The organism is Pirellulales bacterium, from assembly GCA_036490175.1.
Lineage (GTDB): Bacteria > Planctomycetota > Planctomycetia > Pirellulales > JACPPG01 > JACPPG01.
This window is the reverse complement of sequence record DASXEJ010000381.1, coordinates 49,311-65,780: the sequence shown is the minus strand read 5'-3', so window position 1 is coordinate 65,780 and position 16,470 is coordinate 49,311. Positions and strand designations below refer to the sequence as shown.

Here is a 16,470-nt window from a genome sequence, read left to right as displayed (position 1 = left end):
CCGTGCCGAAACCGTGCTCGTCGCTGGTCGCGTGAAGTACCAGGCGCCGCGGGACTAAGCGTCGCGATACGGGCACAGGGGTAGCGCGATCCGCTACGCACCCTTTGCTGGCCGTAGCGTGCTCTGCCCGACCACGAATTTCTTTTGGCCTACACCCGAGGCAAATGCCACGGTGGCCGTGCGGCGCGGTCCGCCGCCTGATAGCGCGACGATTTTGCCCAAACCGTACTCGGGATGCCGTACGAGCATCCCCTGATAGAAATCATCGGGCGAGACGCGCGGAGCCGGTGTCAACTCGCTAAACAGCTCGGCGGCCGTGTTCAATCCACTGGCCGTTGAGCCCACGGCAGCGACACTGGCACGGTCAGGATACGACGGCGTCGACGGGTCGATCGCCGTGTTGGGTCCAGCTTCGCCGAGCAGTTCAGCAGCTGTGCGCAACGATTTGCCGTGCCATGCTGGACCTACCGGTCGCGGTGCGACATCCGGTGGTGCCTCCTCCCCTATGTGGCCTTGGTCCGCCAGGGCACCAAAGTCGAACGAGTCGTCTCCCGGGTGTTCGTCATGATCCGTCTCGTGACTATCCTGAGCGCGCACGGCCCCGGTGTCTGTCAGCGGGTCCATCCACGCCTCGGCCGAAGAGTCCAACTCATCGAGCGGCAGTTCGAAGAGAAAGCTGCTGGGAATCGTCATCCGCCGCTGCCCGCGAAACTCGCGACTCTGGGCCAGGCTGAGGTGCAACTCTTGCTGAGCGCGTGTGATGCCGACGAAAAGCAAGCGCCGCTCTTCTTCCAGGTCATCGGCCTCGTTTCGGCTGCGTTCGTGCGGGATCAAGCCGTCCTCGAGCGCCACCACGTGCACAACGGGAAACTCCAATCCCTTTGAAGCATGCAGCGTCATCAACGTGACGCGATCGACATCGGCGTCCCAGGCGTCGGTATCGCTCGTCAGGCTGGCCTCTTCCAGAAAATCGCTCAATTGCGAGTCGCCGGCATGACGCTCGTCGAATTGTCGCGCGGCGGTGAGCAGCTCTTCGATATTAGCCAGCCGCTCCTGATCCTCCTCGCTTTCCGAAGTGGCCAATTGCTCTCGGTAGCCGGTCTCGGTCAGCACATGTCCCAGGATCTCTTCGATGGATCCGCCCGCCAAGGCCACCAAACGATCGATCATGGCCACGAAGCGCGCGACCACCACGGCCTTCTTTTTCAACTCGGGGATCAACCCGCTTTCGCGGGCCGCTTCCAGCAGCGTGAGGCCGCGCTGGTTGGCCCGCTCGGCCAGTCGCTCGATCGTGGTCCGACCAATGCCGCGCACGGGTGTATTGATCACGCGCAAGAAGGCGACGTCGTCGCGAGGATTGTTGAGCAACAACAGGTAGGCCAACACGTCCTTGATTTCGCGCCTCTGAAAAAACTCCAGCCCATTGACGATCTGGTACGGAATGCCCTGTTCGCGCAGTGCGAATTCCAGGGCCCGCGATAGCGCGTTGACGCGGTAGAAGATGGCAAAGTCGCGCGGGCGGCGGCGGCCGGCGCGAATTTCGCCCGCGATCCGGGCCGCGATCGTCTCGGCCTCGCTGCGCTGCGTGGCATAGCGCACGAAACGCACCGGCGCCCCTTCCTGGTTATCGGTGAACAGGTCCTTCGGCTTGCGTCGCACGTTGTGCGTGATCAACTGTGCCGCGACGCTGAGAATCCGTTTCGTGCTGCGATAGTTTTGTTCGAGCCGCACGACTTTTACGTCGGGGTAATCTTTCTCGAACTCGAGAATGTTGCTCAGGTTCGCACCTCGCCAGCCGTAAATCGACTGGTCCGGATCGCCGGTCACGGCCAGATTGGGAAAGTCGGCCGAGAGCGCGCGGACGATTTTGTATTGCGCCAGATTTGTGTCCTGGTACTCGTCGACCATGACGTATTGAAAACGTGCATCGAGCTCGGATCGGACCTCGGGGTGTTCGTGCAGCAGCGTGACCGCATGGATCAATAAATCATCGAAATCGACGGCGCTCGACGCCAGCAAGCGGGCCTGATAGGCAGGAAACACGCGGGCCACGATGCTGGCAAGTGGACTGCCCGGCCGCGCCGCATATTGCTCGGCGGACACGAGCCGATTCTTGGCGCCCGAGATCGCCGTGGCGATCTGCTGTGGCGTGTAGTGCGTGGCGTCGATATTCAGCTCGTCGATCACGCGCCGCAGGGCCTGCAGGCTGTCCGACGTGTCATAGATCGTGTAGTTCTCTCGCAGTCCGACCAACGGCGCGAACTCGCGCAACAATCGCGCGCAAAAACGGTGAAACGTGCTCAACCGGACGGGCTGCCCCGGAGCGAGCCGCTCGACGCGTCCGCGCATCTCGTCGGCTGCTTTGTTCGTAAAGGTCAGCGCCAAAATGCGCGAGGCCGATACGCCCTGCCGAAGCAGGTTGGCGATCCGATGCGTGACGACGCGCGTTTTGCCGCTACCGGGCCCGGCCAAGATCAAGAGCGGCCCATCGACGTGCTCGACCGCGGCGCGTTGCGCAGGCGTCAAACCCTGAAACAGATCTTTCAACGTAGCTCCTTGCTGGATTACCGCCGAAGGGGCATCGCCTGGACTTCCCAGACGCAGCTAAACCCTTCAAGCCACCGCGCGCGTCTTTCAGTGAGGTCGATTGCGTATGCAATGAATTATAGGCAATTTGCCCCGTTTTGTGGTGCTGGCGACACAGTGAGCAGGACGATCGCGAAGTCTAATTTGAGTTTGGGTGGCTGGGATCGAGCGAACTGGGCCCCCAGTTTGTCGCGAAAATCTGGGGGCGGCGAATACGCAGACCCCAGGCACCCATCGACCTTTCAGTCCTCCTGTGGCGGTGAGGCGATCAGTCGCCCGTTGCTGCGGAATTATCACGTTTACCGACAATGCCCGACGCCAGACGCGCATCGCCAAGAAAGCATGACAATTGCCGCGTACCGATTCGCGCGCCTGTCGTGAGAACCGCACGCCTGTACATGACGCTGAATCACCTGCGGTCGTAGTTCATGCCAAACGAACGCGCGTGACGCACTGATTCACGGCTCGCAGCGCGCCGCATATCCTGCGGCAGACGTGGCAGCCAGCACGCGACGCTAGCACTGCACGACGGCGTCCGCGAAAAAAATCGCGCCAGACGCTAGGCGAAAATCGGGGCTCATCGCTATACTCTTGCTCAATCGGACAGGCCGATGGGCTCAAGCACGAGCCCTGCGAATTATTTCCACAACTCGCATTAGGGAGGGAACCCCAGATGACGCGCATTCCACTTAGCGCTATCGACGAGAAGGCCAAGGAACTGACCGAGCGGCTCGAGATGAGCACCGCCGAAATCGGACTTTCGGTCCGCACCACGAACTGCCTGGAAGAGCGCGGCATCTTCACCGTTCACGACCTGCTGCAGTGTACCCGCGAAGACTTGTTGAGTATCTCGAACTTTGGCGAGAAGACGCTCGACGAAGTCTACAAAGCCCTCGGCAGCATCGGCTTTGCACGCCGCGCAAAAGCCCAGCCCGTGGGCGTGTAGGTAACGGCGAAAGGCAAAGCGCCGTGTGCTGGACGAACGGATCGGCCGAGCGCGGCCGTCTCGAAATTGCGCGCTCGTTCAGAGCCCGGCGGTTTTGTCAGCGCTGCAGGTCAAAGCAGGCAAGCCCGTCGCCGCTGCGCACATAGATGCGGCTACCGACAATGGCCGGCATGGTCCACGTTTCGCCTGTTGCCAGTTGGCTCGCGCCAAGCTCCTGGTAGCCGGCCGGATCGGCGGCCAGCACGGCCAGGCTGCCTCGTTCGTTGAGCGCGAGCAAGCGCCGGCCGGCAAGAATCGGCGAGCAGTAATACCCGTGGTTGCCGCCGGTCCAAAGGATCTTGCCGTCGCTCAGGCGCAGGCACGAGAACTCGCCACCGTCGTTCATGCCATACACGTGCTCGCCGCTGGTGACCATGCTCGATAAATAGCTCGACAATATCTCGTTGGTCCAAGCGACCTGCTTTTTGTATTTATTGCCGTCGCGGCTGATACGCAATGCGGTCAGCGGCCGCCCGGTGGCCGTGACCAGCACCGTATCGCCGGCAATCGCCGGCGTGCTGATGCTCTCGTCGTATTGCACCTGGAACGGATGACTCCACAGCAGCGCGCCGTCGGCAGCGTCCAAACCCACTACGCGCGGTCCCGTCATTGCCACGACTTGCGTCTTACCGCCAATCTCGGCAACCACCGGGGACGAGTAGGAGACATTCTCGTCGAGTGTCTTCCAGGCCACGCGACCCGTATCCCGCTGAAAAGCTACGATCGTGCCGGCGTTCTGACCGCCGACCGGCGTGATCAAAAGTTCGCCGCTGATGGTCGGAGATCCCGTGTAGCCAAACAGCGGCACGGGCGCCCCCTGCCCCTTTCCGACTGGCACGATGACATTCTCGGTACCATTAACGCGGGCGCGCCCCCCAGGCAGAGTCTGGCGCGCGCCGAATTGCGCGGGATAGTCGAGCTGCCACACGATCTCGCCATCGGCGGCGCGCAGGCAATCGAGTCGACCCGCAATCCCCACGGCGTAAACTTTGCCGTTGCTCACCAGCGGTGTCGCTTTCGGACCGTTGCCATGCCGCCGACCTACCGGGTGCGGATCGAAGTCCACGGCGTGTGACTTTTGCCATAGCTCACGGCCACTGTCGGCATCGAAGGCCAGCACGCGCTCGACTGCTCCCTGCCGGTCGGTGATGAATACACGACCGTCAACCACTACGGGACTTGACCAGCCAGTGCCGAGCCGCGCGTGCCAGACTTCCCTCAGAGGTTGCGCAGGCCACGGCGCCGGCAAGGCGGTATCCGTCAGCACGGCGCGCCCCATCGGTCCACGCCATTGAGGCCAAGCGCTCGCGGCAGGCTGCGGACCGACTTTTTCGTCGGGCGCGGCCCCGAGGGCCGGTTTGACCATCATGCTTCCCAGCAGACCACAGGCGATGACGCAGGCGATACAATGGCTAACGCACCGCAGGCGGCTATGGCGCCGCTTGCTGACGTCCGGCTCGATCTGCACGGTCCTAGCGGCGGCTCCCGGGTCGATGGCGTACACGGAATGTTGCCACGACCCGCGCGGCAATATTCGACAGACACCGCGCAGCGATGAACGATAGATTATGTTCAAGCAGGCAATCCTTAATGCGTTTCACGCGTAGATAATCGGCGGGCGAAATGGTCTGCCGAACTCTGGCCCGGCCATTATAGTATGTCGGCCCATAGAGCTTGATAACGGTGATCGTCGCAACCCCGGCCGGGACATGCCGCGATCGGTGTCGAGAATTTGCAAGTGGAGTCCCAGATTTGGCGCGTTGGACCTTCCTACTCGGCAAGAAGCGCGGCGAGCGTCGCACCGGCTCGACCACGGCCGGGCGCGCCGCTCTGGGGTTGTTCGCCGCCGTCTTCTTCGTCGCCGGCGTTATCTCGTTGGCCTTCGTCGTTTTAAAGCTGTCGATTCCCGAGTGGCGCGCCAACCACGACTTTGTGGAAACCACCGGCCGCGTGCTCGAGACGCGGCTGCTCATGAATAACACGCGTTTGACGCGCCCCGAGATTCACGTCGCCTACGAGGTCGACGGTCGGAACCTCACCGCCTGGAGCCATTACGACGTCCGGGGTGAATTCCAGGCCGACGCCCAACGTGCGCAAACGATTTTGGATCAATTCCAAATTGGCGACGAGTACCATTGCTGGTACGACCCCGACCAGCCGGAAAACGTCGTCTTCGCGCGCGGTTATACCTGGTTCGCCTGGCTGATGTTGTTGATTCCCGGGTCCTTCATCTCGGTCGGCGGCGGTGGGTTGATCTATACGATTTTGACCTGGGGTAAGTCGACCGAGCGCATCGCAGCATCCGCGCAGCACGCGCCCGGGCTGGATTTCTTTTTGCCGCCGCAGAATGCAACCGCGGATCCGTACCCCTTTGTGCCCGATCCGCAGGATCTGAACGACAGTCCCGGCACGGTCCTGGCCTATCGATTACCGCCCGGCACGGGGGGATGGAGCCTGGTTGCCACGGCGCTTGTTTGCCTGTTGTGGAACGGCACCGTGGCGATCTTTGTGCGGATGGTAATGCACAGCTTCGAGGAAGGTGCTCCGGATTGGCTGCTCACCGTCTTTGTAATCCCCTGCGTGCTGATCGGCGTCGTGTTTGCGTGGCTGCTGATACGGGCATTGCGTATCGCCACGGGTATCGGGCCCACACTGGTCGAGATTTCGGCAAATCCGCTTGTGCCGGGCGGAGAGTACGAAGTTTACATGGCGCAGGCAGGCCGTCTGACAATCAAACGGCTCGACTTGAAGCTGGTCTGCGAAGAAACGACCACCTACCGCCAGGGCACAAACACCCGCAAGGCCATACGTCGCGTCTATGAGCAATTGCTCGCTACCTGCGAACAGACCGCGGCGGGAGACAGCGTCTCCTCGGAAGCACGCGCTACGCTTACTGTCCCGCTCGACGCCATGCACTCGTTCAAGGCAGCTCATAATCAAATTGGCTGGAAGTTTGTCGTCAAAGGGGCCGCCGAGCAATGGCCCGACTTCGAACGCAGCTTTCCGGTCGTGATTCGTCCGCGCATCGCCCGAGAGGATGGCCGATGAGCGTACCCATCCTCACCGTGACACTCAACGAGCCGCGCGAGGCCTACCAGCCGGGTGACACGCTCAGCGGCACATACCAGGTCCATGCCCCGCCCGGAGGTGAATCGCAAGCCTTGGAAATCTCGGTGCTGTGGACGACCGAGGGCAAAGGGGACGAGGACATGGCGGTCCACTCCTTCGAGCGGGCCACGGTCGACGAGACCGGACAGATCGCTTTTCTCGGCCCCCGGCAATTCAGCACTGTGCTTCCCAATTCGCCACTCACTTACGACGGGGTGATTGTCAAGATTCGCTGGTGTGTTCGTCTGCGCGTCTTCCTGGCGCGCGGCAAGCAATTGGTCGAAGAATGCCCGTTCCGGCTTGGCACCATTCCGGCGGCGCGGGCCGTATTGCCATGAGCGATGCAGCAGGTCACCGCGAATTTGGCGTCAAAGTCGCCGCGCCCCGGTCCGCCGACAATGACCGCAGTGCGTCGAATCCGTTTTCCACGTGCCGCGTTCGACCCGGGGCGCTTGCATATCTGTTTCCTGCCGGCCTCGACGCTGCGATGCTCGTCGAGCGGCTGCGCTCTGACGGTTGGCGCGGGCAAATCATTGGTCCCCACGGTAGCGGCAAATCCACGCTATTGGCCATGCTGCTTCCGTTGCTAAGCGACGCCGGCCGTGACCCGCTGCTGATCACACTGCACGACGGCGAACGATCGCTGGCCGCGCATCGCGCGACTTTGGCCAAGGCCGGAAGGCGCACGATCGTCATCGTCGACGGATACGAGCAGTTGGCGCCCTGGAACAAGTGTCGCTTGCGCCGGCAGTGTCATCGCCAGGAGCACGGGCTGATCGTTACGGCTCACAAAAGCGTCGGACTTCCCCTTTTGGCGGATACAGCGATCGACGCCACCATAGCTGCGCGCGTGTTCCAATTGCTGGTCCCTGACGAAACCCTGGTCACCCGTGATGATCTGCTCAACGCGTACGCTGCGCATCCAGGCGACTTGCGCGAAACGTTTTTCGATTTGTACGACTTGTACGAGATGCGCCGACCGCGCAAAGAGTAGCGATCGTAGCGCTGGGCTCTCGCGCAACCAGCGGGTGGAAGCCTTTCGACCGGCTGTCGACTGTCACCGTGGATTTCCGCAGCGAATCTTTGCCGGCCCTGCAGATTCTTGCATTTGGTGCGCACGCGTAACCTAAGATATTCACGAGCCAGCTTCTCCGGGGCCTACGCTATCGGAAAGCGTGCGAACGTGCGCGCCGAGAAATCTGTGCTCGTCGCTCGACCGGCAAGAGTGACTAATCGAAGAAAATTTGTTCCGCGTGAAGAGTGCCAGCAGGCACATGAGTTGCGTACAAGAGAAACGCGTGATCCTTGCCCGCGACCGCAACGCTAGCAGCTGATCCTTACACATTCTGTAATCGACAAGGCTTTGCTAGCTGTAAACTACTACCAAGTGGTGCAATCACACTACAGAAAACTTGACATTCACGAATTGAGAAACTCTAACCAAAGATGCGGTCAACCTCAGTCTGCCGGGGGAGAACAATATGACACAGTTGAATCTTCGTAGCGTGATCATGGCTTCCGCATTCGCGGGGTCGCTGTTGGTCGGACCGACCGAGAGCAAAGCGATTTTTCACTGGTGCCGCGGCTGCGGAACAGCTGCGCCGGTTGCGCCCGCCGCACCGGTTTATGTCCCGCCCCCTGCTCCGCCGGCGGTCAGCTATTACGCGCCATGCGCCGCGCCCGCTGTGGTCAACTATGTGCCGCAGACCTATTTCCGCCCCGTCGTCGTCAATTCGCCGGTGACTACCTACCAGCCGGTGACGCGTTGCGGTCTGTGCGGCCCTACGACCACGATGCGGCCGGTGACCACGATGGTGCAACAGACTCAGTACGTGCCTTACAGCTCGTACCGCCTGGTCTATTCGGCCGCCTACCCGGCCTACACGACGAACTACCTGGCTCCGGCTCCCGTGGCCATGCCGGTTGCACCCCCGCCTGCTCCGGCCTGCTGTGGTGCTGGCGTACCCGCGGCTGGCCCACCCGCCCCACCCGCGATGCCGGGCGTCACGCCGGCGCCGTCTTTGTATCCGCCGAGCGCAGATTCGGCTAACTACGGCTCGAACATTCCGACATACCCCGGACCGGCTACGCAAAGCGGTTCGAACTACAGCGCGCCGACACAAGGCACGTCCCCCTACGGTGCACCGGCGCAAGGCAATTCGACGTTCAGCGCGCCGGCACAGGGCAGCTCGACGTTTGGCGCGCCAAATGCCGGGACCTCGATCTACGGATCCGGTAGCCAAGGCACGTCGAACTATCCGTCCCCCAGCACGTCGCCGAGCGCGCCGGCCTCGGGAGGCAATGCCCCACCGTTCAACCCGAGTAATCCGTCGCCGCCGGACGTTAAACTGAATCCCGAGCCCGAGCAACCGCGAACGCAAGCCGGTCCGGCATCGGCCCCGCGCCGCGACACCGAAGCCGATGCGCGGACCGCCGCCCGGCCGATTTCCACAACGCCCGCCGGCAGCGTGGTGCCCGCGGTGTACGCCAAGCCGGTCAGCACAGACATTGGCACGTGGCGCCCGTCGTCGCGCTAATCGCGCGCAACTGACAAGATCAGAAGAGTAATATCCGCTGGAGACCCACAGCGCCCGGTTCGTCGCTCACAGCAACGAATCGGGCGTTCTCTTTTGCGCAGCGGGTTTAAATGTGAGTTGCGATCCGCACGATCAACGGATGTTCGAGCTGGTAGTAGTCGCGATACTTCATGCGAATCGCCTGCTGGTGGCTATTGCCTTCGAAGACGATCTCTTCACTCGATGATAGCGACTCGTCGATGATCGTCTCCATGCCCAGTTGCGATCCAAAGGGAGGCATGGCGCCTACTTCACAATCGCGGCACTGCGCCGCGACCTCCTGCTCGCTGGCCAGTTCGATCTCGTCTAGCCCCATCGTGGCGCGAATCTTTTCCAGATCCACGCGCGAAGTGGCGGGTACGACGACCAAGAAATAGCAGAATCCGTGCCCTGCCTTCAGCACGACGCTCTTGGCGACCATGTCTCCCGAGACATGTACCGCCTCGGCCATCCGCAGCGCGCTGTAGGCCGCCGTGTGGTCGATCACCTGATAGGTGCTGTGGTGCTCGTCAAGAAATTCGAGGACATTCATGGCTCTTACTCCCCTCCCTGGCGAAAGAGAACCGTAGCTCCCCTCCTTTTATCTTACGGGGCAAAGCCGCGGCAGTCGCGTCGGAACGGCGCACATTTCCAGGAAATAAGCTCGTACGCTAAACCGTGACGGATTTCCAGGGAAAAGCGGCATTTCCGGCGGCTTGCAGAGCCGTAAGCCAAGCGCCAAGACACTTTGGCACGACCGCCATTGCCAGATTGCCGGCAACGCGAGCAGCCCCATTTGGCCGAGGCGACAAATTACCGCAGTTTCCCGCGGGCCTCGATCGGCCAGATCACTTCCAGCCGTTCGTCGCGGAAACCGTACAGTTCGTCGTGCAGTGCCACAGTCAGGTCGGCGTAGCCGGGGATGAGTTCCAGCCGATCTCCGATCCTTAGATCGCGCGCCGTGGGCCCCAGTTCCAGCGTGCCGTGTTCGGCCGACAATCCTTTTACGCGGATATCGTCGCGGCCCGCTACCAGTGGCATCGCCAGCTCCATGTTGATCGACTTGCGGCCGGCGTCGACGATGGCCCGATCGGGCGCCGGTCGACTGACGATCGTCGTCAGTAGCGTCAGCGCGTACTTCAAGTCGGGTATGCGGCAGCGCGTGCGGTAATAGGCGTCCATAAAGATCGCCCCGCCGGCTTGGATCTCGGTGATGCCCGGCTGCTGGATAGCAAAGGGATAAGATCCGGTCCCGCCGCAGGAAACGATATCGCACGGCAAGCCCGCGCGGCGCAACGCTTCGGCCGTGTCCGTCAGTTGGCCCAGCGCGGCGCGTATGGCCGACCCTTTTTCATGCGCGTCGGCAACGGTCAACAAATGTCCTTCGTATCCCATGATGCCGACCAGTTCGAGACCAGGGCTCTCCAGAATCTGGCCGGCCAGCGCTAGCGCCCCTTTACCCGGCAGCACTCCCACGCGCCGCAGGCCGATATCGACCTCGATCATAGTTCTCAACGTCAGGCCGGCCTGACTCATCGCTTCGGCCATGGGGGCCACCTGGTCGATGTGATCGACGCAGACAATTGGATCGGCGATGCGGCGCAGCTCGACAAGCCGCGCCAACTTCATGGGACCCACAATCATGTTGGCGATCAACAATTCGCCGATGCCGGCGGCGGCCATGACCTCGGCCTCGCCGAGCTTGGCGCATGTGATCCCGATCGCGCCGGCGGCGATTTCGCGCTGTGCAATGGCCGGCACCTTGTGCCCCTTGGCGTGCGGTCGCCAGGCGACGTTGTGCGCGCGGCAAGCGTCGACGATGGCGCGGATGTTGGCATCCATGGCCGCCAGGTCCAGGCACAGCGCCGGCGTATCAAGCGCATCCTTGGTCGACTCGATCAATTCCGGCGCTGGCAAAGTGGAGCTCACGGTCTGGCCCTCGTAGCAAAGCGCTCGCCAAACAAACCGGCAAGCTGCTAGTTCAAACGGCAGGCAACGGAGGAAGGCGTCTGCGGGTTTTCTAATCTTAGAAAACCGAGAGACATTGTGCAAAGAAACTTTGCTTTGCTCGTGACTGCTAGCGTCGCATGGCATTTAGGCTCCGTCACTTATCGCGATTCACGGAAAACCCGGCGGCTGGTCTTGCCCATGAAATGAGTGTTTAATATAATCGTTTGAAACAAATGTTTTAATCGGCTGTTTTGACACTCTCTTACCACGCCCCTGGCGGAGGCGGAAACTATGACCGACGACACTAAAAATCGCCTGCTGGAAGCGGCAGGACAGATCTTTTGCGACAAGGGATTCGAGCTGGCCACGGTGCGCGAAATCTGTGACCGTGCCGAAGCGAATGTCGCCAGCGTCAACTACTACTTCGGTGACAAGCAGCGGTTGTATATCGACGCCGTGCGGCAGGCGCAATGCATCTGCGTTGGGCAAGTCCCCATGCCCGAGTGGGACCCCGCGATGCTGGCTACCGAGCGCCTGCGAGCATTTGTACATACGATGCTCAGCCGCATGCTGTACGCCGAGCGGCCAGCCTGGCATTTGGGGTTGATGTTGCGTGAATTGGCCAGCCCCACCGCGGCCTGCGCTGAAGTGGTCGACGACTACATTCGACCCATGGCCGAAGAGTTGGAGAAAATCCTGGCCGACTTGTTGCCTGCGGGCACGCCACGCAGCCAGGCCTATGTGACGGGCTTCAGCATCGTGGGGCAATGCCTTTTCTATTACGTGCATCGTCCGATTGCCGAGCTGTTGATCGGCGTCGACGAATACCGGCAGCTTTCCGTCGATCGGCTGGCTGACCACATCGCCACGTTCTCGCTGACGGCCTTGGGCTATGCCCAGACCACCACGCCTTCGGCCAGCAAAGGGTAACCGATGAACTGGGTCGCCTGGAGAATGCTCACCGGAGATCGTGCCAAATACCTGGGCACGATCTTTGGCGTGGCCTTCGGCACGCTGCTGATCTCGCAGCAGACGGCGATCTTTGTCGGCTTGATGAGCCGCACGGCCAGCCAGATCAGCGACATCCGCGAAGCGGCCATTTGGGTCATGCGACCCGAAGTACAGAATTCCGACGAGATCAAGCCGCTGGGCGAGAACGACGTCTTTCGCGTGCGTGGTGTGCCCGGCGTTTCGTGGGCCGTGCGATTCTATAAAGGGTTGGCTCGGGCGCGGGTGGCCGACGGCAGTTTTCGCCAGGTATCGCTTTTGGGATTGGATGACGACACGTTGGTCGGCGCACCCACCGAGATGCTCTTGGGTTCCCTCAGCGAGTTGCGCCATCCCGACGCAGTGATCGTGGACAAGGCAGGCTTCGAGTATCTCTGGCCCGGCCAGCCCTTGACGTTGGGCAATACGTTAGAGATGAACGACCAGCGCGCGATCATTGTCGGCATCTGCAAAGCGTCTCCGCCGTTTCAAACATTTCCGATCATGTATTGCCGTTACACGCAGGCTATGGAATTTGTAGCCCGCGAGCGCAATCGCATGTCGTTCGTGCTCGCGCAGCCCGACGAGCTGACGAGCGTGCCGGAAACCTGCCGCCGCATCCAGGCCCAGACGGGCTTGCTGGCGTTGTCTCGATTGGATTTCGTGTGGCGCACGGTCGGTTACTATCTCCGCTCGACCGGCATTCCGGTGAATTTCGGCATCACGATCGGGTTGGGATTCATTGTCGGCACGGCCATCGCCGGCCAGACGTTTTATCTCTTCACCTTGGAAAACCTGCGGCAATTCGGCGCGCTAAAGGCCATGGGGCTGACCAATGGCCGCTTGATCCTGATGGTGCTGCTGCAAGCTTCTATCGTGGGTTGCATTGGGTTTGGAATCGGCGTGGGGCTCACAGCTCTGTTTTTCGAAGGAACAAAGAACCTCGCACACCTGGCAGGATTTTATCTGCCGTGGCAAGTCGTGGCACTATCGGCCGGCGCCGTGAGCCTGATCGTCGTGCTAGCCAGTCTCGTTAGTGCGCGCAAAGTGCTGGTGCTGGAGCCTGCCGAGGTCTTCCGCACATGAATGAATCAACGCGTCTTTCCCGTGCCGATGTCTGGGGTCGCGCATCCCACTGGACGCAGTGGACGGAGGGTCTCCCGCAATTTGATTGCGGGGAACGGCTTGCCGACCGACCCCAGGCATCCCACGCGGGTCCACCACCTTATCGTGAGTTATCGGGCGCAAGGGCCGCGGCAACAGATCCGAGGGTCGCATAATGGTCACGGCCCACAGCGCTATCGCTGTCGCTTGCCGCAGCCTGGGAAAAGATTTTGGCACCGGCGATACGCGGGTCCGCGCACTCGTGGACGTCGATCTCACGGTTCATGCTGGCGAGCTGACATTGCTCGTCGGCCCCAGCGGTTGCGGCAAGACGACGCTGATCTCGATCATCGCCGGTTTGCTGCGGCCCACCGGGGGCGAGGTCGACGTGTTCGGCGCCGTGCAATCGCGATTATCGCCGCGGCAATTGGTGCAATTTCGGGCCACGAACATTGGATTTGTCTTTCAGCAATACAACCTGCTCCCGGCACTCTCGGCGGTTGAGAACGTCGCAGTGCCCCTGTTGATCGGCCGTGTACCCCGGCGCAATGCCCTCCACCGCGCTCGGCTACTGCTCGACGCGGTAGACCTGGGCGCTCGGGCAGACGCCCTGCCCCGCCAGCTCTCCGGCGGCCAGCAGCAGCGCGTGGCCATTGCCCGCGCGCTAGTACACGAACCGCGTCTGCTCGTGTGCGACGAACCCACCGCGGCGCTCGACGCCAAGTCGGGCCAGACGGTGCTCGAACTCGTCCGCCGCGTGGTGGTTCAAAAGGATCGCGCGGTGATCGTCGTGACGCACGACAGCCGCATTTTCTCTTACGGTGACCGGATCATTTCCATGGCCGACGGGCGGGTCGAACACGTCGCCACGCAAACTGCCGGCACGCCGGCGGGAGAAGCCTGATGTCCTTCGGTAAATTGCTTTTGCCAGGCATTGCGGTCGGTTGCATCGCGTTCATGAGTTATCACCTGGTGCGCACGCACCAGGCGCCGCCAGAGCATGGTCCCCTGGCCGAGCCGGCGCGCTCTCCGTATGCAGATGTGATCGCAGCTGCTGGCCTTGTCGAAGCGCGGACCGAGAACATCAAGGTCGGCTCGCCCGAACCGGGTGTCGTCGTCGAAGTGCTGGTCGACGTGGGGGATCAGGTCAAGGCGGGCGACGCGCTGTTCCGCCTCGACGATCGACAGATCCTTGCAGAATTGCACGTGCGCGAGGCGCAGCTGGCCGCCGCGCAGGCAACGCTCGATCGCCTGGAAGAAATGCCGCGACCGGAAGAGATTCCGCCCAGTGAGGCAAAAGTGCGGCGGGCCGAGGCCGACGTCGTGGCCCAGCGCGACTTGCTCGAACGTCGCGAGAAATTGCTGGCCCACCGCGCGGTGCCCGAGGAAGAAGTCATTCAGCGGCGCCAGTCGCTGACCAGCTCGATCGAAGCGATGCTGCAGGCCAAGGCCGAAGATCAGCTGCTCAAGGCCGGTAGCTGGACACACGATAAGGCATTGGCCCGCGTCGACGTCGCGCGACAGCGCACGCTGGTCGAGCAATATCGCACCGAGCTCGACAGGCTGCACATCCGGGCGCCGGTCGACGGTCACGTGCTGAAAGTCGACGTGCGCCCAGGCGAGTACGTAGGCACGCCGCCAGGGCAGCCGCTGGTGGTGCTGGGCGATCTATCGCAAATGCACGTACGGATCGATATCGACGAGCAAGATATCGCCCGCTTTCGCCCTGGCATTCCCGGCGAAGCATGCGTCCGCGGCAATGCCAGCCAGAAGATCGCCTTGTCGTTCGTGCGCGTCGAGCCCTATGTTCAGCCTAAGGTTTCGCTCATCGGGAACAGCGTCGAGCGTGTCGACACGCGCGTATTGCAAGTAATCTACGCCCTGGCGCCCGGGGCCGACAACATGTACGTGGGCCAGCAAGTCGACGCATTCCTGAACGCCGCCGGCGAAGCGACAGAAACCGTCCGGACAAACAGCCTGGCCTCTGGACGAAGGCTCTCCACGCCGTCGCTCCCGACAAGCAATCCGAGCGCCACGTCGCGCTAGGACGACCGGCCGTTGTCCATGCACGGTTCGCACGGTTAGACTGTCAGGGCGATTTCGACACCGAGGGCGGGAACAGATGTCGAGCCTGGTAAAAACTGTCGCGATTCTGATTGGCACATTTTTAACCTGTGCCACTACTGTGCCGGCGCAGCCCGTCGATCGGACCGTCACCTTTCCTGGCGCCGGCGGGACGAGCTTGGCTGGCACACTTCTGTTACCGGAAGGTAAACCGGGTACAAAGTTCCCGGCCGTGGTACTAGTCCCCGGCAGCGGCCCGACAGACCGCGACGGCAATCAAGCACCGACGTTGGTCACCGATCTGCTGAAAGATATTGCCGTGGATCTGGCAAAACACGGTATCGCATCCTTGCGGTACGACAAGCGAGGCATGCACGCAAACGTCGGCGAGTTGCCCAAAGACCGCGCGCAGTATGGAGAGTTCTTCTCGTGGGAAAACTTTGTCGACGATGTCGCCGCGGCCTACGAGTTCGTCCGGCGGCAGCCGGAAATCGCTGCCGATCGTGTCGGCATCCTCGGCCATAGCGAGGGGGGCGTGCTGGCGCTAGCCGTGGGCGAAAAGCTGGCCGCCACTCCTGCAAGGCCTGCCGTACTCGTTCTGTTGAGTACACCGGGCCGATCGCTCGACGCGGTGATTCACGATCAGCTCGTACGGTTGCTGGTTAAACAAAAGGCCACGCCCGAGCAGACAAAGTATTTTCTTGACGAGAATGCCCGTGTGGTCCAAGCGATCAAGGACACCGGAAAAGTACCAAGCGATGTGCCCGCGGGGCTGCAGGCGCTTTATCCGGCCTACATCGGCAAATTTCTGCAAAGCAATTTCGCGACCGATCCCAGCAAACTGGCCGCCCGGATCAAGGGCCCGGTGCTGGTCATCGCTGGCGAGCAGGATGTACAGGTTTCGCCCGAGCGCGACGCCAAGCCCGTTGATGTGGGCCTGGCCTCGCGCGCCGCAGACGACCATAAACTTCTTGTCGTCGCCGGGGCGAGCCACAATCTGAAACCAGTCAAGGACAACACCGAACCAGGCTTTGCCGGAGAGATCTCACCGGCCGTGCTCCTAGAGTTGCGCGAGTGGATCACCGCCAGGCTCAATAAATAACACGCCTCGTGCGGTCGCTTGCGAGAAAC

At 61.8% G+C, this 16,470-nt stretch carries 14 protein-coding genes; 10 read left to right on the top strand and 4 right to left on the bottom strand.

The annotated features are described in order from the left end of the window. Positions 1-93: 93 nt before the first annotated feature. Positions 94-2,547 (bottom strand): UvrD-helicase domain-containing protein, encoded by a 2,454-nt coding sequence (locus VGG64_29225; protein ID HEY1603720.1) that lies wholly within the window; start codon positions 2,545-2,547, stop codon positions 94-96. Positions 2,548-3,259: 712 nt separating this feature from the next. Between VGG64_29225 and VGG64_29220 the strand changes: the two genes are divergently transcribed. After that, entirely contained in the window at positions 3,260-3,532 is a 273-nt protein-coding gene (locus VGG64_29220) for a DNA-directed RNA polymerase subunit alpha C-terminal domain-containing protein (protein ID HEY1603719.1), read from the top strand. 97 nt (positions 3,533-3,629) lie between these two features. On the opposite strand, the gene VGG64_29215 is transcribed toward VGG64_29220, so the two are convergent. Further along, positions 3,630-5,147, bottom strand: a complete 1,518-nt coding sequence (locus tag VGG64_29215; protein HEY1603718.1) for a PQQ-binding-like beta-propeller repeat protein — start codon at positions 5,145-5,147, stop codon at positions 3,630-3,632. 176 nt (positions 5,148-5,323) lie between these two features. Here VGG64_29215 and VGG64_29210 point away from each other — a divergent pair, with 176 nt between their 5' ends. From VGG64_29210 to VGG64_29195, 4 genes are all read left to right on the top strand, one after another. Further along, a complete protein-coding gene (locus VGG64_29210) occupies positions 5,324-6,619 on the top strand; it encodes a DUF3592 domain-containing protein (GenBank protein ID HEY1603717.1) in 1,296 nt (431 codons plus the stop codon). Continuing rightward, the gene (locus VGG64_29205) at positions 6,616-7,017 is read left to right on the top strand and encodes a hypothetical protein (GenBank protein ID HEY1603716.1); all 402 of its coding nucleotides are present in this window, start codon (positions 6,616-6,618) and stop codon (positions 7,015-7,017) included. Before VGG64_29210 ends, VGG64_29205 begins: the two co-directional genes overlap by 4 nt. Next, positions 7,014-7,673: a hypothetical protein gene (locus VGG64_29200; protein HEY1603715.1), complete on the top strand. Its 660-nt coding sequence runs from the start codon at positions 7,014-7,016 to the stop codon at positions 7,671-7,673. Before VGG64_29205 ends, VGG64_29200 begins: the two co-directional genes overlap by 4 nt. A 487-nt stretch (positions 7,674-8,160) precedes the next feature. Next, positions 8,161-9,216: a hypothetical protein gene (locus VGG64_29195; GenBank protein HEY1603714.1), complete on the top strand. Its 1,056-nt coding sequence runs from the start codon at positions 8,161-8,163 to the stop codon at positions 9,214-9,216. Positions 9,217-9,322: 106 nt separating this feature from the next. Here the strand turns inward: VGG64_29195 and VGG64_29190 are convergent, their stop codons facing one another. Together VGG64_29190 and VGG64_29185 are read right to left on the bottom strand one after the other, a co-directional pair. After that, positions 9,323-9,787 (bottom strand): YbaK/EbsC family protein, encoded by a 465-nt coding sequence (locus VGG64_29190; GenBank protein HEY1603713.1) that lies wholly within the window; start codon positions 9,785-9,787, stop codon positions 9,323-9,325. A 260-nt stretch (positions 9,788-10,047) separates the two neighbouring features. Continuing rightward, a complete protein-coding gene (locus tag VGG64_29185; protein ID HEY1603712.1) occupies positions 10,048-11,163 on the bottom strand; it encodes a DSD1 family PLP-dependent enzyme in 1,116 nt (371 codons plus the stop codon). Between the two features lie 312 nt (positions 11,164-11,475). On the opposite strand from VGG64_29185, the gene VGG64_29180 reads away from it, so the two are divergent. From VGG64_29180 to VGG64_29160, 5 genes are all read left to right on the top strand, one after another. Further along, positions 11,476-12,114 carry a CerR family C-terminal domain-containing protein gene (locus VGG64_29180; GenBank protein HEY1603711.1) on the top strand — a complete coding sequence of 213 codons (639 nt, stop codon included), beginning with the start codon at positions 11,476-11,478 and terminating at the stop codon, positions 12,112-12,114. Positions 12,115-12,117: 3 nt separating this feature from the next. Continuing rightward, complete coding sequence (locus tag VGG64_29175) at positions 12,118-13,257, top strand: ABC transporter permease (protein ID HEY1603710.1); 1,140 nt, start codon at positions 12,118-12,120, stop codon at positions 13,255-13,257. A gap of 193 nt (positions 13,258-13,450) precedes the next feature. Further along, positions 13,451-14,179 (top strand): ABC transporter ATP-binding protein, encoded by a 729-nt coding sequence (locus VGG64_29170; GenBank protein ID HEY1603709.1) that lies wholly within the window; start codon positions 13,451-13,453, stop codon positions 14,177-14,179. Beyond that, positions 14,179-15,321, top strand: coding sequence for an HlyD family efflux transporter periplasmic adaptor subunit (locus VGG64_29165; GenBank protein ID HEY1603708.1), 1,143 nt, complete (start codon positions 14,179-14,181; stop codon positions 15,319-15,321). The genes VGG64_29170 and VGG64_29165 overlap by 1 nt, the downstream gene beginning before the upstream one ends. 76 nt (positions 15,322-15,397) lie before the next feature. Further along, positions 15,398-16,441 carry an alpha/beta fold hydrolase gene (locus tag VGG64_29160; protein ID HEY1603707.1) on the top strand — a complete coding sequence of 348 codons (1,044 nt, stop codon included), beginning with the start codon at positions 15,398-15,400 and terminating at the stop codon, positions 16,439-16,441. The last annotated feature ends 29 nt before the right edge of the window (positions 16,442-16,470 follow it).